Source organism: Paenibacillus gallinarum (assembly GCF_014836635.1).
GTDB classification, from domain to species: domain Bacteria; phylum Bacillota; class Bacilli; order Paenibacillales; family Paenibacillaceae; genus Paenibacillus; species Paenibacillus gallinarum.
On sequence record NZ_JACSQL010000004.1, the window covers coordinates 307,559 to 329,582 of the forward strand.

General features: G+C 41.5%; 18 protein-coding genes, 1 rRNA gene and 1 riboswitch. Of the genes, 16 read left to right on the top strand and 3 right to left on the bottom strand.

Annotated elements, in window-relative coordinates; genetic code table 11:
- Positions 1 to 176 precede the first annotated feature (176 nt).
- From H9647_RS12435 to H9647_RS12445, 3 genes are read left to right on the top strand one after another with little or no spacing between them, the layout of a single operon-like run.
- Positions 177 to 620: a helix-turn-helix transcriptional regulator gene (locus H9647_RS12435; RefSeq protein WP_191800284.1), complete on the top strand. Its 444-nt coding sequence runs from the start codon at positions 177 to 179 to the stop codon at positions 618 to 620.
- 32 nt (positions 621 to 652) lie between these two features.
- The gene (locus H9647_RS12440) at positions 653 to 1,825 is read left to right on the top strand and encodes a rhamnogalacturonan acetylesterase (protein WP_191800286.1); all 1,173 of its coding nucleotides are present in this window, start codon (positions 653 to 655) and stop codon (positions 1,823 to 1,825) included.
- A gap of 36 nt (positions 1,826 to 1,861) precedes the next feature.
- On the top strand, positions 1,862 to 2,245 hold the full coding sequence (locus H9647_RS12445) for a sensory rhodopsin transducer (RefSeq protein ID WP_191800288.1): 384 nt from the start codon (positions 1,862 to 1,864) through the stop codon (positions 2,243 to 2,245).
- Positions 2,246 to 2,352: 107 nt separating this feature from the next.
- Here the strand turns inward: H9647_RS12445 and H9647_RS12450 are convergent, their stop codons facing one another.
- Together H9647_RS12450 and H9647_RS12455 are read right to left on the bottom strand one after the other, a co-directional pair.
- Positions 2,353 to 3,669, bottom strand: coding sequence for a glutamate-1-semialdehyde 2,1-aminomutase (locus H9647_RS12450; RefSeq protein WP_225229249.1), 1,317 nt, complete (start codon positions 3,667 to 3,669; stop codon positions 2,353 to 2,355).
- 149 nt (positions 3,670 to 3,818) lie between these two features.
- Positions 3,819 to 4,832, bottom strand: coding sequence for an LCP family protein (locus H9647_RS12455; RefSeq protein ID WP_191800289.1), 1,014 nt, complete (start codon positions 4,830 to 4,832; stop codon positions 3,819 to 3,821).
- A gap of 193 nt (positions 4,833 to 5,025) precedes the next feature.
- Here H9647_RS12455 and bcp point away from each other — a divergent pair, with 193 nt between their 5' ends.
- Together bcp and H9647_RS12465 are read left to right on the top strand one after the other, a co-directional pair.
- Complete coding sequence (gene bcp / locus H9647_RS12460) at positions 5,026 to 5,490, top strand: thioredoxin-dependent thiol peroxidase (protein ID WP_191800291.1); 465 nt, start codon at positions 5,026 to 5,028, stop codon at positions 5,488 to 5,490.
- Between the two features lie 220 nt (positions 5,491 to 5,710).
- The gene (locus H9647_RS12465) at positions 5,711 to 7,084 is read left to right on the top strand and encodes a polysaccharide deacetylase (RefSeq protein ID WP_225229250.1); all 1,374 of its coding nucleotides are present in this window, start codon (positions 5,711 to 5,713) and stop codon (positions 7,082 to 7,084) included.
- 151 nt (positions 7,085 to 7,235) lie between these two features.
- On the opposite strand, the gene H9647_RS12470 is transcribed toward H9647_RS12465, so the two are convergent.
- Complete coding sequence (locus tag H9647_RS12470) at positions 7,236 to 7,373, bottom strand: hypothetical protein (protein ID WP_191800293.1); 138 nt, start codon at positions 7,371 to 7,373, stop codon at positions 7,236 to 7,238.
- 46 nt (positions 7,374 to 7,419) lie between these two features.
- Between H9647_RS12470 and H9647_RS12475 the strand changes: the two genes are divergently transcribed.
- From H9647_RS12475 to H9647_RS12525, 11 genes are all read left to right on the top strand, one after another.
- A complete protein-coding gene (locus tag H9647_RS12475; RefSeq protein WP_191800295.1) occupies positions 7,420 to 8,250 on the top strand; it encodes a TerC family protein in 831 nt (276 codons plus the stop codon).
- Between the two features lie 155 nt (positions 8,251 to 8,405).
- Positions 8,406 to 9,374: an AAA family ATPase gene (locus H9647_RS12480; RefSeq protein WP_191800297.1), complete on the top strand. Its 969-nt coding sequence runs from the start codon at positions 8,406 to 8,408 to the stop codon at positions 9,372 to 9,374.
- A gap of 4 nt (positions 9,375 to 9,378) precedes the next feature.
- On the top strand, positions 9,379 to 10,599 hold the full coding sequence (locus tag H9647_RS12485) for a DUF58 domain-containing protein (RefSeq protein ID WP_191800299.1): 1,221 nt from the start codon (positions 9,379 to 9,381) through the stop codon (positions 10,597 to 10,599).
- Between the two features lie 21 nt (positions 10,600 to 10,620).
- Positions 10,621 to 12,888 carry a transglutaminase domain-containing protein gene (locus tag H9647_RS26160; RefSeq protein ID WP_191800301.1) on the top strand — a complete coding sequence of 756 codons (2,268 nt, stop codon included), beginning with the start codon at positions 10,621 to 10,623 and terminating at the stop codon, positions 12,886 to 12,888.
- 162 nt (positions 12,889 to 13,050) lie between these two features.
- Complete coding sequence (guaA, locus tag H9647_RS12495; RefSeq protein WP_191800303.1) at positions 13,051 to 14,589, top strand: glutamine-hydrolyzing GMP synthase; 1,539 nt, start codon at positions 13,051 to 13,053, stop codon at positions 14,587 to 14,589.
- Between the two features lie 381 nt (positions 14,590 to 14,970).
- The gene (gene deoD, locus H9647_RS12500; protein ID WP_191800388.1) at positions 14,971 to 15,681 is read left to right on the top strand and encodes a purine-nucleoside phosphorylase; all 711 of its coding nucleotides are present in this window, start codon (positions 14,971 to 14,973) and stop codon (positions 15,679 to 15,681) included.
- Positions 15,682 to 15,901: 220 nt separating this feature from the next.
- Positions 15,902 to 17,296, top strand: coding sequence for an MFS transporter (locus H9647_RS12505; RefSeq protein ID WP_191800305.1), 1,395 nt, complete (start codon positions 15,902 to 15,904; stop codon positions 17,294 to 17,296).
- Positions 17,297 to 17,314: 18 nt separating this feature from the next.
- Positions 17,315 to 18,493 carry a phosphopentomutase gene (gene deoB / locus H9647_RS12510; protein ID WP_191800307.1) on the top strand — a complete coding sequence of 393 codons (1,179 nt, stop codon included), beginning with the start codon at positions 17,315 to 17,317 and terminating at the stop codon, positions 18,491 to 18,493.
- 144 nt (positions 18,494 to 18,637) lie between these two features.
- Positions 18,638 to 19,378, top strand: a complete 741-nt coding sequence (locus tag H9647_RS12515) for a GntR family transcriptional regulator (RefSeq protein ID WP_191800309.1) — start codon at positions 18,638 to 18,640, stop codon at positions 19,376 to 19,378.
- Between the two features lie 418 nt (positions 19,379 to 19,796).
- Positions 19,797 to 19,896: riboswitch (purine riboswitch) on the top strand.
- A gap of 172 nt (positions 19,897 to 20,068) precedes the next feature.
- A complete protein-coding gene (locus tag H9647_RS12520) occupies positions 20,069 to 21,436 on the top strand; it encodes an NCS2 family permease (RefSeq protein WP_191800311.1) in 1,368 nt (455 codons plus the stop codon).
- 510 nt (positions 21,437 to 21,946) lie between these two features.
- A 16S ribosomal RNA gene (locus H9647_RS12525) occupies positions 21,947 to 22,024 on the top strand; the annotation flags it as partial.

A 22,024-nucleotide genomic window follows, 5' to 3' on the forward strand; every position in this document is an offset into this window, starting at 1 on the left:
GTTATTTTTCCAAATGCAAAACAGATAGAGGAGGTAATTAAGTTTCTTTTCTTGCTTACAATTTAAAACGCTTACAATTTATTTTAGGTAGATAATTAATGATTGCTTCATCAGAAGGACAGCAGAGAATGTTTGTACACTAATGTACTGTTCCTTAAAAGGAGGCGCGTTTGTACATGAACGATTTACTGCAAATGGAACATATGAGTCAAGGATCAGCCTATTCATTACTAGATACGTCTTTACCCCTCTCAAAAGAAAAAAATATGGAAGCAGTCAGTAGACAGTCGATGATCGTCTATCAACTCTTGGAACTTGTTCATCGTCATTATGCAGATTCGGACATTTCACTCAATACAATTGCTAGACATCGGCTATATATGAATCCGGATTATTTAGGAAAAGTATTTAAGAGAATTACAGGAATCGGCTTCTCTCAATATCTCAATCAATATCGGATACAGCAGGCATGCAGTTACATGCGGCACAAAGATCAGGATGCGAAAATATTTGAGCTTGCAGAGTCATTTGGGTTTGGAAGGAATCCACAGTATTTCAGTCAAGTGTTTAAAAAGTGGACGGGGGTTACTCCCTCGGATTATCGAAGCAGAGCGAGATGAGGATAAAAAGATGAAGGAGATGAGGTCACTTCATGATTCATTATAAATTTGATTTTGGACCTGGAACTGCAGCAGAAGGCTATACTGGGGTTCTTCCGGATACGCTGTATCATGCGGAACTTGGTTATGGGTTTGAATCTATAGACCGAGTGTATGGGAGAGATCGCTCACAAGAGCAAGCCAATCCTGGATCATCTACGAAGACTTCAACTATTAAAAAACAACTCCAAGACCGTTTTTGCATCCCGCTTCATACAGCTTTTATCCTTGATGTTCCGCCAGGTACATATCGTGTTCATACGTTGATGGGCGACAACAATACCGAATCGATTACTGAGATTCGGGCAGGTGAAGGCAGACTCATGATGCCGCCTGTTCATACACAGCCTGGGCAATGGATTGAAGAAAAATTCAGTGTTGTCGTTCGTGAAGGCGAACCGTTACGACTTTCTTTTTCCGGTCCCGCTCCGAGGATTAATACACTCGAAGTAATGGAAGCAAATGAGACGCTTACCGTTTATATTGCTGGGGATTCCACGGTATGTGATCAGCCTGCATCAGGTTACCCCTATGCGGGATGGGGGCAGATGCTGCCATCCTTTTTCAAACATGATGTGGCGGTAGATAATCATGCGCATTCGGGACGCAGTACGAAAAGTTTCATCGATGAGGGACGACTGGATGCGATACTAACCAACATCAAAGCGGGAGACTTTCTCTTTATTCAGTTTGGTCATAACGATGAGAAATCAGATGTACTGAGAGGAACGAAGCCATTTACAACCTATCAGGAGTATTTGAGTAAATATATTGAGGCAGCTCGAGAGCGCGAAGCTCATCCCGTTCTTATTACACCAGTACAGCGCAGATACTTTAACGAAGATGGAACCCTCATGGATACACACGGGGATTATATTGTTGCTATGAAGGAACTCGCAGATAAGGAGAATGTTCCTTTGATTGATCTGGCTGCTCGCAGCAAGATTGTATTTGAACAAGCTGGGGTGGAAGCCAGCAAACTCGATTTCTTGTGGGCTTGGCCTGGCGAATATATTCATTTTCCTGCGGGAGTAGAAGATAACACACATTTCTCTCAGTTCGGGGCAAAAAGAATGGCTAGAATTGTAGCCGCCTCTATAGCTGAACTTGCAATTCATCCGCTGACTATGTTTTTGCGTTCACCGGAAGCTTTGAGAGACAGGTAATACCGGAAATAAACCTATCAGAAGGGAGATACGAGGATGAGCTCAATTAGACCGGAAGCCGCAAAAGGTAACACCGTATGGGTTATTCCAGATGGATACATTCCTCCGCAGAGCAGTGGTGCGCTTGAAAGTCATGAAAGTATTTGTGTCTTAAATATAGGAAGACAGGATGCAAATCTACGGATTACTGTCTTTTTTGAAGATCGGGATCCGCTCGAGTGTAATGTGACTAGGGTATCTGCTAGGCGAACTTCTCACATCAGGACGGCCAGCCTTCAGGCCGATGGGGAGTTTATACCGCTTGGTGTTCCTTATGCACTTATTGTGGAAAGTGATATTCCAATTATTGTTCAGTACAGTAGGCTCGATACATCTCAGCCTGAACTGGCACTCATGAGTGTGATGGCGTATCCCGTATAGGGTATAGGATTGAATCAAGGTTTATGTTTCTCTAAGACAGATACTTTATCATACGAAAAGAACCGCCCTACAGATCGTCTGAAGGGCGGTTCTTTTTCATTAGTGATTTATTTTTCTTTAGCCATGGCCTCAAATGATGAATCAGCAGCTGCAATCGTAGCTTCGATATCTGCATCGGTATGTTCCGTTGTCAGGAACCAAGCTTCGTATTTGGAAGGTGCGAGGTGTACTCCACGGTTCAGCATATGTTGGAAGAAGGAAGCGAATGCTTCGCCATCCGTATCCTGAGCTTCTTCATAATCCGTTACTGGATGATCGCAGAAATGAGTGGAGAATGAGCCGCGTACCCGGTTAATTGTCAGTGGAATTCCGTGACGATCCGCTGCTGCCTGGATTCCCTCCGTTAATTTAATGGTGAGACGTTCCATCTCTTCATATACACCTGGCTGGGAAAGTACTTCAAGGCATGCAATACCTGCCGAGATGGAAGCTGGATTCCCTGCCATAGTGCCTGCTTGATAAGCAGGTCCAAGCGGAGCCACTTGTTCCATGACTTCTTTTGACCCCCCATAAGCACCGATGGGAAGACCGCCGCCGATGATTTTACCAAGAGCCGTAAGGTCAGGTTTAATAAGGTCATGATTATCAAGCCCTGCATAGGTTTGCGTTGAACCATAGTGGAAGCGGAATGCGGTAATGACCTCATCATAGATAACGAGTGCCCCGTGATCATGTGCCAGCTTGCAGAGGCCTTCGAGGAAGCCTGGTTTTGGCATAACCATTCCGAAATTACCGACGATCGGTTCTACCATAACGGCAGCTACATCATGACCCCATTTTTTCAGTGCTTCTTCAAGTCCGCTCAGATCGTTGTAAGGAACCGTGATCACTTCCTGTGCGATACTTGCAGGAATCCCTGCACTATCTGGTATACCAAGAGTAGAAGGGCCAGAGCCTGCCGCTACAAGGACCAGGTCCGAATGGCCGTGGTAGTTACCCGCAAACTTGATGATTTTATTACGTTTCGTATAAGCGCGCGCTACCCGGATGGTGGTCATAACCGCTTCTGTACCTGAGTTCACAAAACGAACCTTATCCATGGAAGGGATCGCTTCTTTTAGCATTTTAGCTAATTTGATTTCGAGCACGGTAGGAGTACCGAGGAGCGTACCATTGGAAGCTGCTTCTGTAATCGCTTTGGTGATGTGTGGGTGAGCATGACCGGTAATAATCGGTCCGTATGCCGCAAGGTAATCAATATATTTGTTATCATCTTCATCGTAAAAATAAGCACCTTGTCCGCGTTTCATAAAGACAGGGGCTCCGCCGCCTACTGCTTTGAACGAACGAGAAGGGCTGTTTACACCGCCGACAATATGTTCAAGTGCTTCTGCATAGTACTGCTCAGATTTGGAACGATTCATTTGTATTCATCCTTTCTTTGAAGCAAGTCACCACAAGAGTATGGTATGTACAATGTAAAAGGGCAGCGATCTGCTGCCCTTACCAAGTTCGAATCTATTATAACATTTCCTTTTTGTGAAACCATAGCTCTCAGGAAGAGTCTGCGTTATTATTCTTCTCCACTGGCTGACTTATCAATCGTGGATTTGTTATCTGGCTCGGTTACCTGAGGATTCAGGACTTCTTGAACGTATGATTTTAGCTCATCCTTATCTCTAACGGTGAGGACGGCAGCACCACCGATTCGCTCTTCAACCAGAAGTTTCATAGGAGGAACTTGTTCGCTCCCTTGCATGCTGCTCTGATAACCTACAGAGGCCAGTTTCCACATGTCGTTAAGAGTTAGGTTGGTATCAATGTAAGGATTCACTTCATTAAGAATGGAAGGTAGTTTAGCTATAGAAGTCGTTGTTTGCATTTTATCAGCAATGGCTTTCAAGAGTTCACGCTGACGTTCAGTTCGAGAGAAATCGGACAAGGCGTCATGCCGGAATCGCACATACATGAGTGCTTTTTCACCATCGAGATGCTGCATTCCTTGTTTGAGATCAATATCATACTCATGCTTATCTGCTTTGCTTGTATACTTCATATCTTTTTCGACTTCAAAATCAACGCCCCCTACAGCGTCAACGAGTTCAATAAAGCCTTGGAAATCGGTATATAAATAGTACTGAATCGGAATCCCCAGCAGATCACCTGCTGCCTGCATAGCCACATTAGGACCATGAGTAATAGCTGTATTAAGCCGGTCTCTTCCGTATCCAGGGATGTCTGTATATGTATCACGCAGGAGAGAGAATAGCGATATTTTTTTGCTGACCGGGTTAAGGGAAGCGACAAGCATCGTATCTGAGCGAGGGACTTCACCTTCCGTTAGACCTCTGGCATCAACGCCCATAAGCAGAATGTTAACTGGTTCTTTACCTTCCCATTTCGGGGGATCTGGGGTGATTTCCTGATCTACCTTTTCTACGTTGTAAAAAGGAGAATTCTCTCCTTCTTTGTTCAAACCTTGTAGTTCGTTAACAACAGAAGTAAAATAATAAACTGCGAGTAAGGCGGCAGTAACAACGATTACTGCAAGAACCATCCATACGGTTCGTTTCGTCTTCCTGTTCATGTAACGTTCTTCCTTTCCATCTTACGGAATGAAGCCAGTTAGGGGCTCTGGCCGTGTGACTGCCTGCGCATAAGTAGTATGGTATAATTTTGGATGAATTAACACAATTTTCATTCAACAACTTCCATTATAATTTCTTTTATGGATACAATCAATTGATAGAAATACGGTAACTTTAAAGGAGATATGCATCATGAGTATAAAGATCGGTTCTGAAGCACCAGATTTTGTTCTACAGGGCGCTGGAGATCAGCTGGTGAAGCTGTCTGATTTTCGCGGGAAGCGGGTCATATTATATTTTTATCCAAAAGATATGACAGCGGGCTGCACAGATGAAGCGTGCCAATTTCGGGATGAACACACCTCATTTGAAGCGTTAAATACAGTAATCATAGGAGTAAGTGGAGATTCCTTAAAACAACATGAGAAGTTTATTGCGAAGTACAATCTGCCGTTCATTCTATTATCGGACGAGGATCATAAGGTGGCTGAATTGTATGATGTATGGCAGCTCAAAAAAATGTACGGCAAAGAATATATGGGCATCGTTCGTTCGACATTTGTCATTGATGAACAAGGAATACTTACGAAAGAATGGCGGAAAGTGAAAGTCAAAGGCCATATAGAAGAAGCATTGGAGTATATTAAACAAATGTAGCCTTTAGCGATACAGTGTGTGCGTTTTAGAACATCAGGACCGGCTCTTAGGAGTCGGTTTTTTATTTGCTTACTCATTCATCAACCCTCACAGGAAAATGTGAAACGCTTGAAATGCAAAAATATCTGTAAGTCTTTTTTATAAGAAACACTCATAGACTGAATATATAAATCTTAAAATCTATGAACAATTCATATAAAGACCATGGGGGCGAAGCGATATGAGAAGAATGGGTAAACAAAACAGATGGAAGAAAATCAGTTCTACATTAATCGCAGGATTTATCATTCTTTTAACGTTTGCTTTCGCTGATAAAGATTTTTTATCTGACGTAGTGAACTCCCGAGCTGTGATTCTAGATGAAGCAATAGACTCTGCAAGCATAGAAACAGTATCAAAAGTTGTACATACGGTAGTAACGAATGCCGCCATTCACACGAATCTAGAACAGGCTGTCCAAACGCAACCAGTGAATTACCTTTCTTTGACTGAACAAAAACAAGAAGCAGATCTCGCTCAGTCTCATTCGAAATCAGTTACAGCTCCAGTAGCAAAAACGGCCGCAAACAAAGTGTATTTAACATTTGATGACGGACCGGGTAAATATACAGAAGCTGTTCTGGATATTCTTGATAAATATGAAGTTTCTGCTACTTTCTTCGTATTAGGAAAGCAAGTCGAAGTGTATCCTGAATTAATTAATCGTATGCATGAAAAAGGATATGTCATTGGGAATCATACTTATGATCATAAATATGATAAGCTGTACAGCTCCTTCCCTGATTTTTGGAAACAGATCAAACAAACAGAGGAAGCGGTAAGGCGTATTACAGGAGAACGACCGCAGCTTGTTCGTGCTCCTGGGGGAACCTACGGTCATTTTGACACCACTTATTTCGAACTCATGAAACAAGCAGGTTATGTGGTTACCGACTGGAATGTCGATAGTGGAGATTCGCTTAAAAAAGATGTACCTGCTAAGGAAATTATAAAGAATGCAACAAAGTCAGCAGTGAGTGGTGATCGGATCGTATTATTGCATGATGGAGGGAGCCATGCGGAGACGGTAAAAGCGTTACCTGCCATCATTGAATATTACCAAGCGCAAAATTATGAATTTGCAAGCCTGAATCCCGCGGAGAAACCAGTTCAGTTTCAAGTGAAAACGCAAAATTCTAAAGACAAAATGATTCAGCCAAGCAAAGAATGGATAAATAATCATATCACTGAGAATGCGGCTCTATTTGATACGGGCCCTTCACTTGTGATTGAAGCAGGGAAACTTGTGACAAAGCTTGCGCCTGGTGAATATCAGGAAGAGCAAGGCGAACTTCTTGTTCCGCTTCGAGTTCTTGTGGAGCGATATGGAGGTACAGTGAAGTGGAACAGTACGGATCGGTATGCCACGGTTAAGTGGGCTGGGCATGAAATTACTGTGAATCCAGCACAGCAACTACTTGACTCGATAGAAGGTCATGTAGAGATGAAGTCAGGTTCCCTATGGGTTTCTCTTCGAGATCTTCTTTCCGCCGCAGATTATAAGATCAAGTCCATCAATCGAAATCAAGATGAACTTATCATAAAAGCGAGTTGATCTGCGTATTGGGTTCAGTGATATAGGGAAAGATGAATGCTGCCACTTGAGCTAGAAGAGTTTTATAAATAATTCTTGACTATGAGCTTTGATTTTTATATGTTTATTACACGGTTTGGCTGATCATCATATCAGTTAAGCAGGAACGTGATTAAAGGGGAGTAGCTGTTACAGCAAAGTCGTCAGTTCGGGAGAAAATCCCCGGCTTTGTTGGCAACCATTCGTTGTTAGCGAGACCTTTACCACACTCTGTGGTAGAGGTCTCTTTTTTGTTGGAGACCTTTGCCAAGCCGGCAAGGTCTCTTTTTATTTTATTATTTTAGGAGGATGTTTTTATGGATTTATTCTTAGAGTATGGCTGGGTACTTCTTGTACTCATTGTACTAGAAGGGCTGCTTGCCGCAGATAATGCGCTAGTCCTTGCCATTATGGTTAAACATTTACCAGAAGAAAAACGTAAGAAAGCTTTGTTTTATGGTTTAGTGGGGGCCTTTTTCTTCAGGCTGGGATCCTTATTCCTGATCTCCTTCTTAGTTGACGTTTGGCAGGTACAGGCGCTTGGTGCGATCTATCTCCTGTACATTTCCATTAACCACACCATCAAGCATTTCCTTAAAGGAAGAACGAAGACGGATGAGGCACAAGATTCACCGAAAAAGGCCAAGAAACAATCTGGCTTCTGGATGACCGTATTTAAAGTAGAAGTTGCGGATATTGCTTTTGCTGTTGATTCTATTTTGGCAGCTGTTGCTTTGGCTGTTGCACTACCTCCAAGTGGACTACCGAACATCGGCGGCTTGGACGGAGGACAATTCATTGTCATCTTCCTCGGCGGATTTATCGGACTCATCATTATGCGTTTTGCAGCAACCTTCTTCGTGAAGCTCCTGCAACAACGTCCGGGCCTCGAAGTCGCGGCATTCCTTATCGTAGGTTGGGTAGGGGTTAAGCTTGCAGTGATTACTCTAGCGCATCCTGATGTTGGCTTAATCGATTCTCACTTCCCGCATAATAGCATCTGGAAAATCTCATTCTATTTTGTTCTTGTAGCGATTGCTGCACTTGGATGGTTCCTTTCGTCTAAGGTAGAAATTACAGATGATGAGAATGCGATTAAAGAAGTCGAAGAACAACAGCCTGCAAAAGATACAGACACATCAAAATAATCGAATATCATGCCTTATATGAAAGTCTGGAGATTCTCTCCAGGCTTTTTTTGTTTGAATTTCGATGTCTATTTACTCTATGTGAGGGGAATACTAGCAAACATAGAGTAGATGAAAAAATGAGTGATACTGCGGATATAGGAGGAGTTTGAGCCATGGAATATACGAAGTCTAGTGAATATGCTGCGGAGTTGCTTGAGAGAGTGACTCAGCGAGTAGAGAGCGTCATTGTAGGGAAACGGGAGGAAGTTCGATTCATTCTTATTGCGATGCTGTCTGGAGGGCATGTGCTACTAGAAGACGTGCCAGGTACGGGCAAAACAAAGCTGATTCGAACACTGGCTTCCTGCCTCTCGGCAAGTTTTGGACGAATTCAGTTTACGTCTGACGTGATGCCTTCTGATGTGACAGGAACTTCTGTATATAAACCGATGACGGGGGAGTTTGAATATCGTCCGGGTCCGGTTATGGCAAACATTGTTCTTGGGGATGAGATCAACCGTGCTTCTCCTAGAACTCAGTCAGCACTGCTTGAAGCTATGGAAGAGAAGAGTGTTACTGTGGATGGGGTGACTTATGCATTACCGAGGCCTTTCCTACTGATGGCTACTCAGAACCCGTTGCAGTTTGAAGGCACTTATCGTCTTCCGGAAGCTCAGCTTGATCGTTTTCTTATGAAGTTAAGTCTTGGATACCCTGGTATTGATGAGGAAATCGAGATCATGAATCGGCAGGAGTCAGGTTCTCGTTCTTTCATAAAACCTGTCATGTTAGCAGAAGAACTTGTTAAGATGCAGCGTGAAGTTTCTGGCGTTTTTGTAGATCCTGTAATAAAAAAATACATTGCTGAATTCGCTGCTGCATCACGCACACATAAAGACCTTTTACTCGGGATCAGTCCGAGAGGGAGTCTGGCATGGATGATCGCTTCTCAAGCAGCCGCCTATCTGAATGGCCGAACCTATGTCATTCCTGATGATTTGAAGGAAGTTGCCTTGCCTGTCTTAACTCACCGGATTCGTACTCGTTATGAGATTGTGCAAGCTTCTGATGGCGAGCGTATCGTAACGGACTTGTTGCAGCACATACCTATTCCCGTTCAGTCCTCAAGAATGAGGGGGTGAGTCTATGTGGAGAACCATGATTAGTCCGCTGTTTATGATTTTACTTACAGGCCTTCTTTTTTCTCTATACCAGATTCAAGGCGGAGAGACTCTGCTATTCCTGTTGGTATCTTGCATGATCTTGACCTGTTACGGTGTATTAGCTCAGTTTATCGGTCCTCGGCGTGTTCACATCACAAGAGAATTTCAGCCCGGCAGAGTGACAGCAGGAGAGAGAGCAGAAGTTAGAATTAGTGTCACCATAAATAGCTGGGTACCTTTATTGTGGTTAAAGATTGAAGAAGAGGCCGTTCCTTTCAAACATACTCATATCATTTTTCCTCGCAAACGCAGCTATGATTGTTCTTATTCTTATCATCTAAAAGCAGTACACCGAGGAGTGTATTCTTATGAATACTGTAAAATCACATGGGGAGATGCATTCGGCTGGTTTACATGTAGCAGACGTGTACATGTGCCGGGAGAGCTGATTGTGCACCCTTCCTTCCACCGAAGTCATCCGGGATTAGAAGAAGGTTACGGAGAATCTCTACATCAGCAGCAAACCCGAAACAGTGTGGTAGAAGAGTGGAAAGGGTACGAAGTGAGGGAATATACCCCTCGTGATGGATTTCGTTCTATACACTGGAAAAGCTCCGCAAGAAAAGGAAAACTTCAAGTTCGAATTCCAGAAAAAAGTGAAGCGAATAAAATATATCTCCTGCTAGATAATGGACTAGATTCCTATATGCATAGGGGGAAAGATCAAGTAAATGAACTGTCATGGAAGGCCTATGATTCGGCAATCTCACTTTGCGCAAGTATGCTAAGAAGTGCCTATAACAAGGGAGTAACGCCCTTTATAGCCACCTATTTTGTTCAATCGGGGAGAGCAGTGTTTCAAGGGGATAATTACACGAGTGAAGCCGCATTTTCTACCGATAAAATGCTCCATCAGTTGGATTTTTTAGCACGGTTGGAACCAGGAGAAGGGTTACGAAATACGCTGGATGTCTCCTTACCTGCAGGGTCAGAAGTATACATGGTCACTGGCAGCTTAAATGAGCAAAATTCGAAGCTGGCTAGAGAGCTGAATGCACAAGGAGTACGTGTTCGATTTTATGAAATGACAGATTGGAAACAGGAAAATAAGACACATCAAACTAAAGGAAACTCGTTAGCGGCAGAGCTAGAGAAGGAACAGATTCGTGTGAAGACGATCGCTTCTTTTTCTGAGATTGTCTGAGTATGGGAAGGAGGAATACGGGTGGAGACAACAGATCTAAATAGGAAGGAAAAAGGATATATCGAACCTTGGTTATACCGTGCCGGCATCTCTTTTTTGCTATATATCATGTTTATGGATTGGCTCATGCCCGCTGGCTTCGGGGACCAGCCCGACATTACTGCTTCGATGAGGACCATGTTCCTCCTTACGGCAGTACTCCTTCTAGTCGGCAGTCTGCATATTTCACAAAAATACATGGTGTTTATGAGAGTGGTTTGTGCTCTGTTTTTTTTATGGTGGATGCTGGTCCCATCTGCAGGAGGGAGCTGGGTATTTAATTATGTCTATACGCTTCAAAGCGATATCGCAAGCTGGGGGAGATCAGGGCATTTTCGGAATGTGAGTGAAGAAACAAGAGCGGTCTTCGTTGTGATCGGATGGACGCTTTTTGTGACCTCCGTTCAAATGTTGGCTATTCAGCTTCGGACCGTGCTTCTGTTTGGTGTGGTTACGATTGTCTATTTACTCTGCATGGAAATGCTGAGCGGTATCTATTCCCCAGGCGGGATGATACGTACGGTTTGTTGTTTTCTGTTGATACAATCCCTTTTGCAACTGCCAAGATTATTAGGAACAGCAAAAGTGCTGGTAAAGGATAAAAAATTGCATCTGATTTGGACGGGGACAGCGATTGCGACAGTGCTTTTAACGACTTACATGACATCGTCCATTGCTTCTGCAATTCCTGCGAAATCAGAAAATAAAGAAGTGCTGACAAGGATTTGGGATCAGATCTCTGAGTGGTCAAGTCCTGACACTGATACAAATGCAGTACCTACTTTTTCAACTACAGGTTATGATCCGGCGGGGAGAGACATGGGAGCTCCGCTTGTTCAGAGTAATGCCGTATATTTTACGGCAACGAGTCCTATTCCAACTTACTGGAGAGGTCAATCTCGAAGTATCTACGACGGGAGAAGCTGGAAGCTGAATGAATCAGCAGGTCAATCCTTTGAATACATCAGTACTGAGCAGAGAGTGAGAGAGGATGAAATTGAAGAAAATCCGTATTTTCAAATCGTGAAACAGACAATTAGCCTTGAGGAACCTGCTAAGGGCGGATCTGATATTTTTGTAGGAGGAGTTCCTCTGCGATTAGTAATCGGAGATAGAGACAACACAAGGAAAGAGAACAATTTATCAGGAAATCAAAATGGATCGAACTTTCCTTACATATGGAGCGATTTATCTTCAGGTAATCTAAGATTTGATGATAAGCAAAACGCTCAGCCGATTCAGCATTATAGTATGGATGTACTGATTCCTGTACAAGACAAAACGGTGCTTCGTAAAGCGGAGGGAGAAGATCCCGCTTCGATCCAGAAGACGGATCTTCAGCTTCCTTCTAGTTTACCTGCGAGGGTCACGAAGCTGGCAGATTCAATAACCAGCGGTACAAGTACTCGTTATGACGCAGTGATTGCTATATCCGAATATCTACAGTCGAACTATACGTACACACTGAATACCCGTGTACCAGCGGTGGATCAAGATTTTGTGGATGACTTTCTGTTTGTAACCAAGAAAGGGTATTGTAATCATTTTTCTTCTGCCATGGTTATTCTCCTGCGGAGTAATGGGATCCCTGCGAGATATGTGCAGGGGTTTGCTCCAGGTCAGCGAGACGAACAGCAGCCGGACAAGTACACGGTTACTCAAGGGGATGCACACTCCTGGGTGGAAGTGTATTTTCCGGGGGCCGGCTGGTTTCCATTTGAAGCAACACCGGGCTTTGATCCGGCGGCTGAACTGCAAGCTGCATCTGCTGCGGATGAACCGGCACCGGGGTCTAGGAAGGATGGCGAGTTTGAAATAGATCTGAGTCAGTTGATGGCTCTCTTTCAGACAGGGCTAAGAAGCGTTGCTCAGCCGAATATACTTGCATGGGCTGTTGTTGCGATGTTACTGCTCGCAGCAGTTATTACAGCGGGGCGTGTTTACGGACCGGTCATACAGCTCCGGCTTCGGATGATTTGGCCGCGCCGGACCTTTCCAGACCGGGAGCATCTACTTCACATAGGTGCTCCCGTTTGGGATATGCTCGCTAAGCGTTACGGTGAGCGGGCCAGCGGACTTACGCTGCGGGAATATATCGAAGGGCTGCCTGTGGAAGAGGACGCCCTGCGTGAGGAAGTGCGGCAGTTCGCCAAAGACTGGGAAACGATGGTCTATAGTCCGGTGGGTCCTTCCCGAGGAGAGAGCATTGCTTTTTTACAGTGCTGCTTGCGGATGGCTAAAGTTTTGTGAATAATTCCCTTAAAAGTAATAAGTAGAGTTGGAGGTATGACTACCTTTTATAACATACATTTTTTTACAAAATTTTATTAATAAGAAGAAAGCGAGCTTTCCTTGACGTCAGGTTTTGTCGGCAAGTATAATTAATCTCATTGAATTGAGGGAGGCACGGTAATGATAAAGCCAAATGAAATTGTTGTTGTTCTAGATTTCGGGGGACAGTATAACCAACTAATCGCAAGAAGAATCCGCGATCTCGGAGTATACAGCGAGTTGCTTCCATATAACACACCTGCAGAGAAGATACGTGAACTTGCACCAAAAGGTATCGTATTCTCCGGTGGACCATCCAGTGTATACGCTGAGAATGCACCGCATGTAGACCCTGCTGTTTATGACCTGGGATTGCCGATTTTCGGGATTTGCTATGGTATGCAGATGATGGCCCAGCAATTAGATGGTAAAGTAGAACGTGCTCACAAACGTGAGTATGGTAAAGCAGATGTTTTGTTTAACGAAGGATCTGACCTTGTAGCAGGTCTTGAATTGAATCAAACGGTATGGATGAGTCATGGAGATCACGTTGTTTCCTTGCCTACAGGTTTTAAACTTGATGCGGGAACAGAAAGTGCTCCGATTGCAGCAATGAGCCATCCAGAACGCAAATTTTATGCAGTTCAGTTCCACCCAGAAGTGCGCCATTCTTTGAATGGTAACGATATGATCCGTAACTTCCTATATAACGTGTGCGGTTGCGAAGGCAACTGGAGCATGGAGACTTTTATCGAAGACAAAATCAATGAAATTCGTGAACAAGTTGGCGACAAAAAAGTGCTTTGTGCCCTCAGCGGCGGCGTTGATTCTTCTGTAGTAGCAGCACTGCTTCACAGAGCAATCGGTGATCAACTTACTTGTATGTTTATCGACCACGGTCTTCTTCGTAAAGGAGAAGCAGAGAGCGTAATGGAAACTTTCGTAGGTAAATTCGATATGAAAGTTGTTAAAATTGATGCTCGTGAACGCTTTATGTCCAAGCTTGCTGGAGTAGATGATCCGGAACAAAAACGTAAAATTATCGGTAACGAATTTATTTACGTATTTGAAGAAGAGTCCAGCAAATTTGATGATTTCACATTCTTGGCACAAGGAACACTTTATACAGATATCGTAGAAAGTGGTACAGCTACAGCGGAAACAATCAAATCTCACCACAATGTAGGCGGACTTCCTGAGAACATGAAGTTTAAACTTATTGAACCGCTGAACGCACTCTTCAAAGATGAAGTACGTAAAGTCGGTGAAGAATGTGGATTGCCTGAAGAGATTGTATGGCGTCAGCCATTCCCAGGTCCAGGTCTAGCGATCCGTGTACTTGGCGAAGTAACAGAAGAAAAACTGAAGATTGTTCGTGATTCTGACTACATTTTGCGTGAAGAGATCATTAAAGCTGGTCTTGGCCGCGAAATTTGGCAGTACTTTACGGCTCTTCCTAACATGAAGAGTGTAGGGGTTATGGGCGATGCTCGTACGTATTCTTATACGGTAGGTATTCGTGCAGTAACATCCATCGATGGTATGACAGCAGACTGGGCACGTATCCCTTGGGACGTGTTAGAGAAAATCTCTGTTCGTATCGTTAACGAAGTAGATAACGTAAACCGTATCGTTTATGATGTAACTTCCAAACCACCTGCAACGATTGAGTGGGAATAGGTTAACAGTTACAATATATTAAATTTAAAACTCTCTATTATTTGCTAGACAAGCGAATAATAGAGAGTTTTTTTTGTAGAACGAAGATTGCTGAGCCGACAGTAAAAGATTCCTCATAAATAATTCATAAATGTTTCTCATATGTGCACCTATTATCTAGCTCATGATTGATTTCTTTCGTGTAATGGTTTGTTATCGTGACACCATAGCACACAGATCAGTCATGAGTTTTTTTGTTTATTGAGCAATACTTCATAGTAAAAACGGGATTATTGAAATTACTTGTAGGAAATAACAAGTTATGATAAATTGAACTTGTCTAAAAACTATACAAGTTAAACAAACAGCATAATTATCTACTAAAAGGAGCAAATGAAAATGATGACTACCAAAGAGACCCCTCATATTAAACCAAACGGAGTAGAAATAGCTGAAACAGTTCTATTGCCTGGAGATCCTCTGAGAGCCAAGTTTATTGCAGAAACCTTTCTGGAAGATTATAAGTGCTTCAACGAAGTAAGAGGAATGCTCGGGTACACGGGTACTTACAAAGGAAAAAAAATCTCTGTTATGGGTACAGGAATGGGACCAGCAAGTATGGGGATTTATTCTTGGGAATTAATCAATGTGTTCGGGGTTAAGAATTTAATCCGAATCGGTACTTGCGGTGCAATGCAAAAAGACATTGAACTTTATGATGTTATTTTTGGTATGGGAGCTGCAACAGATTCTAATTATGGTCATCAATTTAATTTACCTGGACAATTTCCACTAACTGCATCCTTTGAACTTTTGGAAAAAGCGAAAAAAATTGCAGACGATAAAGGTCAAAAAGTTCATATTGGTAATATTTTATCAAGTGAAATTTTCTATAATGCGGATACGACATCGAACAAAAAATGGCAGGACGTAGGTATTATGGCTGTCGAGATGGAATCTGTAGCACTTTATTGGAATGCGATTAAAGCTGGTGTGAATGCACTATGTATTCTAACGGTGAGTGATCACCTGATTACAGGAGAACAAACGACTTCCGAGGAACGCCAAACTGCATTTACGAACATGATGGAGATTGCATTAGAGTTAGCCTAGTGCATAATTCATTACTTTAAGGATTCATATATAAAATATAAATATGCCGCCTGCACTTCCTAATTAGTGGTGAGTGCAGGCGGCAATAATATAACGAAATACGTAATCTAATGCATTCAAGGCAGTTAATTAAAAGAAAGACTGTTTACTTTCAAATAATGAATGTAAGCGTTATTATCCATCTTTGTTTTAGGCAGCAGGAGATACTTGGAGGTATACTATGAACCATTCAATTAAAAATAAACCAGTAGTTAACTTAGGGAAAATTGTACCTGCTATATTGCTATTAATGATTTTTTCACTCGTAATCGATAACTCTTTTAAGATTATTTCTCCTGATTTAGTAGAGTATTTCGGAGTTTCAGCAAGTACGGTAAGTTGGCAAGTAACCCTTGCAGGACTAGTTATTGGGATTGGCGCAGTTGTTTATTCCTCTCTATCTGATTCCATTAGTATACGAAATCTACTAACGGTAGGTATTTTACTTATTTGTGTAGGCTCTCTACTTGGTTATGTTACACATACGAATTATTGGCTGATTGTATTTTCGAGAATTATTCAAGCTGCTGGTTTAGGTGCAACGGAAACCCTATACCTCGTTTTCATTACAAAATATGCTTCTGAAGCAGAACAGAAAAAATATATGGGATTCAGTACAAGTAGTTTCCAACTTGCTACCGTGATTGGTACATTAACAGGTGGATTCGTAGCGACCTATCTTGAGTGGCAGAATTTGTTTTTGATTCCTTTGCTTAGTTTATTATTGTTACCTTCTATTCTTAAGCACTTGCCAAAAGAAGAAAATAAGAAGAATAATCTAGACTTCATAGGGCTTTTCTTCGTTGCACTGATTGCTACTTCAATTATGCTGTATATGTCTTCTTTCCATTGGGGGCTATTCATACTCTTCATTGTCTCCGTGATCGTTTTCTTATTGTATATTAGCAAAAATAAGAATGCCTTTATCACCATTGATTTCTTTAAAAACAAACAATTTTTATTTGCTTTATTGGTCGCATTTGTGATTAATACGTTATATTCTGCGTACGCACTGAACACACTTTCATTTTTATTAACAAGCGTATATGACATACATCTAGATAAGGTGTCTTTAATGTTCATACCTGCATGTTTACTAGCTGCATTTGTGGGTGCTCTATCTGGTAAAATAGGAAAGTATTTAAATAGTAAGCAGTGTGTTTATCTAGCCTTCAGTATCATTGTTATCAGTTTATTACTTGGTGCCTTCTTTATCAAAGCATCCATTGCTGTATTTGTGATATCCCTAATCTTATTCTCTTGCAGTTTTGCACTGCTATATGCTCCACTTATTGATATTAGTCTGAGAAATGTACCTGCTGAAAAATCGGGGACTGCATTAGGCTTCTACAATTTATGTCTCAATATCGCAATGTCCGTTGGTTTCAGTTATTCGGCTTTGTTGATTGATAAGAAGGATTTACAATTCGGCTTTTTACGCTTTGTAACAGATGAACCAACCGCACTGAACTATAGCAGTATTATCATTATTCTAGCAGCGATTGCTGCAGTATCGATCGTATTGTTCTGGTTCTTATTAGGTCGAAAAATAGATAAACGCACTCCACAGAACTAGAGAAAGGAAGGGAATAGAATGAAAAAATTTAAACGAGTACATTTGATCGTCATGGATTCCGTTGGAATTGGAGAAGGAAAAGATGCGGCAGAGTTTAATGATGCAGGTTCTCATACCCTATTGCATATTGCTGAACATATGAACGGATTACATCTGCCTAACCTAGCCAAATTGGGGCTTTCCAATATTGAAGAAATCTTAGGGGTACCAAAAGCAGAAAAACCCCTTGCTTATTACACTAAATTACAAGAAAAATCAGTAGGTAAAGATACAATGACAGGTCACTGGGAAATCATGGGCCTGAATATTGATAAACCATTTAATGTGTATCCAAATGGATTCCCAGATGAATTAATTAAACAGATCGAAGAAATAACAGGCCGAAAAGTAGTAGCGAATAAACCGGCAAGCGGAACAGCAATTATTGAGGAGTATGGCGAACATCAAATGAAAACAGGGGATTTGATTGTTTATACCTCTGCCGACCCCGTTCTGCAAATTGCAGCTCATGAAGAAATCATTCCGCTCGAAGAGTTATATGATATTTGTGAAAAAGTTCGGGAGATCACAAAAGATCCTGCCTATTTAATCGGTCGTATCATCGCGAGACCTTATGTAGGAGAACCTGGGAACTTTAAAAGAACATCCAATCGTCATGATTACGCATTAAAACCTTTTAATAAAACCGTTATGAATCATCTGCAAGACGGGGGTTATGATGTAATTGCCATTGGTAAGATCAATGATATCTTTGATGGCGAAGGAGTTACCGAGTCCATTCGTACGAAAGACAATATGGATGGCATGGATAAGCTGCTTGAAGTGATGAAGAAAGATTTTACAGGAATGAGCTTTTTGAATTTGGTTGATTTTGATGCATTGTACGGTCATCGCCGCGATCCAGAGGGATATGGGAAAGCATTAGAGGAATTCGATAAGCGATTAGATGAAGTGTTTGAAACACTCCGTGAGGATGACTTACTAATTATCACAGCTGACCACGGGAATGATCCAACATTCCAGGGTACAGATCATACTCGTGAATTTATTCCAGTCTTGGCCTATTCGAAACAATTAAAAGACAGCGGAAAATTACCTGAGAATGATACATTTGCGGATATTGGTGCTACGATAGCAGATAATTTTGATGTAGATATGCCAGAATACGGTGAGTCTTTCTTGCCATTCCTTAAATAATTAAATTACTTCGCATAAACCTCCAAACCTTTTTTTGGAGGTTTATGTGTTATTATTGAAGAAAATTACAATTTTATCGACATTATTCGGCCATTCATTCCTATCATCAGCAGTTTGAATATAATAAAAAAGGACACAAAATATATGAATACCAATAAACTAGATAAACTAAAACGGCCGCTTTATATCAATGTATACGATGAGCTTCTTCTTCAGATTACAAAAGGAGAATACCTGGCAGGCAGCCAGTTACCCTCAGAACCGGATTTAGCAAGAAAGTTAGGGGTTAGCCGTGCAACACTCAGACAAGCATTAATCCTTTTACAAGATGATGGATTAGTAAGAAATATACGTGGTAAGGGAAACTTTGTACTAGAATCTTCTTATAGACAAGAGGATGTTCAATTAGAAAAACTAAGTAACCCGATGCATAAATGCCACATCAGTACGTTTGATCAAATCGATATACATTATCGGTTAGACCCGGAAACAGAACATACGAAACAAGTTTTAAAGAGCGATTCATCTTCCGTACTAGCTTTAGAACGTTTGTATAGAAAGGGAGGCAAGTTACTTGCTTACGCTTTTACTTTCATATCCATGCAAACAGTAGAAAGTTTATCTCTGGACCTGGGTAATAAGGAACAGTTGCTCGAATTTCTAGAGCAGGAAGCCTACGTAATCGCTAACCACGCAAATATTGAAATAAAATTTACACATACCATGAATCTAGCAGATCGGAAAGAAAAGTTAATTGGGCAATACGAGTGCTTCTTATTACTGGAAACTCTTCACACCAAAACAGAGGCTGATCCGCCGCTAATGTATAATAAATTCTATCTACCACAGCAGTTCTCGAATATAAAGTTAAATGCATATAAGTGAATCAATTTCATAATACCTTTAGCTGCTTTAATCAGGAGTATATATAGATCAAAATGTTTCTGTTTGTCTATATATAGTTACAAATTTATCGTTTTAATGAGTTGTGAAATTGATTCATGTGAGTATATAAAAAGCACACGTAACACCTAGAAGACTAATAGCCCAGTAGTCTCTGTAAGTTAGAAAACGCCGTATGTCCGTTCGGTAGAAAAAAGTAGAAGTCTCTGATGTAGAGGCTTCTTTTTTAGTTCTATTTTTATTCTTACATAACATAAATTAGTTTCATGAAAAAATGGTGAATGGTTTTCAACACTTACGCAAAAATGAAATATACGAACATTACACGCCTAGTTAGATATTAATATTCGCTTTTTATATTGACAATCGTATCTATCCCTCCTAGAATAAAAAATGAAAAACGAATAAACACATGCTTTTTCGTATAATTTCGGGAATTGGCCTGAAAGTTTCTACGAGATCACCATAATGATCTGGCTACGAAAAAAGATAATGCAATGGAATGACGAACTAAGGGTTTCGAAGCATCTGAGATCAACAACAAGATGTTGAAACTTTTAAGGATTCCTGCGTGTCTTTTTCAGCGTTAGCCCTTGAAGATCAATTTCTTTGAAGGGCTTTTTGTCGTTTTGAAGTTTATTCGACTTATCTCTAAGGGGGAGTATTCGGATTATGGAGAGTTTCTTTAAATTAAAGGAACGCGGAACAAATGTCAGAACAGAGATTATTGCAGGTTTAACAACGTTTATGACCATGGCGTACATTCTGATAGTAAACACGATCTTTTTAGGTGAGAGTGGGGCAGGTATACCAGATAATGCCGTCTTTTTTGCAACAGCGGTGGGCGCTGGACTAATGACGATCGTAATGGGCCTTTTTGTAAATGTTCCGATTGCTCTTGCTCCGGGTATGGGTCTTAATGCATATTTTATGACGGTTGTACTGAGCTCGAACGGTATGATTACATGGCAGGCTGCGCTGGGTGCAGTCTTTATCTCAGGTCTAGTGTTCATTCTACTGACCGTAACGAAGATTCGCCAGAAACTGCTTGTTGCTGTACCAGATAGTATAAAAACAGCAATAACCGTTGGGATTGGATTATTTGTAGCAGTAGTTGGACTAAAATTGAGTAATTTAGTTGTAGCGAATGTGAACGCTAATACGGATATATCACAACCTGTTGCAGGAGGAAGTTTCAGTCTTGCTTTTGGTAACCTGACACATGCAGACGTTCTTCTCACCCTGATTGGATTACTTATTATTGCGATCCTTATGGTTCTGAATGTGAAAGGTGCTATGCTCATCGGGATCGTAGTTACTACTATTATTGGTATTCCAATGGGAGTAACCGACCTCAGCGGTCTCAGCGGTTCGAATTGGATTCCATCTTTCAGTGGTCTTGCAGTAGGGCAGTTAGATATCATGGGCGCTCTAAAACTTGGTTTGTTCGAAATTATCTTTGTCTTCACTTTTGTAGAGTTGTTTGATACATTTGGCACCCTTGTTGGAACATCTACACGGATGGGACTAATGAAAGATAAGGAGAAGGGCGAGAAGATTGTCGGAAAAGCAATGCTTGTTGATGCTGCTGGTGTAAGCGCAGGCGCTGTGCTTGGTACAAGTACGATTACAGCATTCGTAGAAAGTTCGGCTGGTGTTGAAGCGGGGGGACGTACAGGACTGACTTCCGTAACAACGGGGATCATGTTCCTTCTGGCTTTATTCATCGCTCCTCTAGCGCTGGTTGTACCTTCGGCAGCTACAGCACCTGCTCTGATCATTGTGGGTGTGCTGATGATGAGTCAAGTTCGTAATATCGATTGGGATGATTTCCTTCAAGCATTCCCTGCATTTTTAACAATTGTTATGATGCCATTTACGAATAGTATCGCCAACGGTATTTCACTTGGTATTATCTCTTACGTTGTTCTTGCCACATTCTCTTCTCTAGCTACAAGCCGTAAGGTGAAAATACATTGGCTGATGTGGATCTTGTTCGTCATTGTTATGGCAAGATACATTTTCATCGGCTCGGAGTAAAATAAAACATAGATATAATAGTAGTTAATATGGGAAAGCCTTGCTCTTTGGAGTAAGGCTTTTTTTGTGTTCCTTCTATATAGAAGGAACAGGAGAGAGCATAAGATGAATTACTATCATTTTTACTTCAAATAATAGAGTAGAAATCAATCTAGTGATTTTTTAAAAAAAAGGGTTGCATTCTATTATTCAACATGGTATATTCTAATTCCGGCCAAGAAGTTAGCCAGTAAGCAACACACTGAATAACAAGCTTCGTAAATGAAGTTAAAAAAACTTCGAAAAAAAGCTTGCATTTCTGAACCGGACATGATATTATATAAGAGTTGCTGACGACGAAAGTTGTTAGCGAGATTGATCTTTGAAAACTGAACAACGAGGAGTTTTACGCAAGTAAAACTCATGAGTGAATTAATACAATTTCAACTTGTTGGTCATAACAAGTTGAATAGAGAACTTTTAGTTCTCGTCAGCATTTTCTAAATGAGCATATCGCTCTTTTCAATAACTTTATTGGAGAGTTTGATCCTGGCTCAGGACGAACGCTGGCGGCGTGCCTAATACATGCAAGTCGAGCGGAGTCGATGA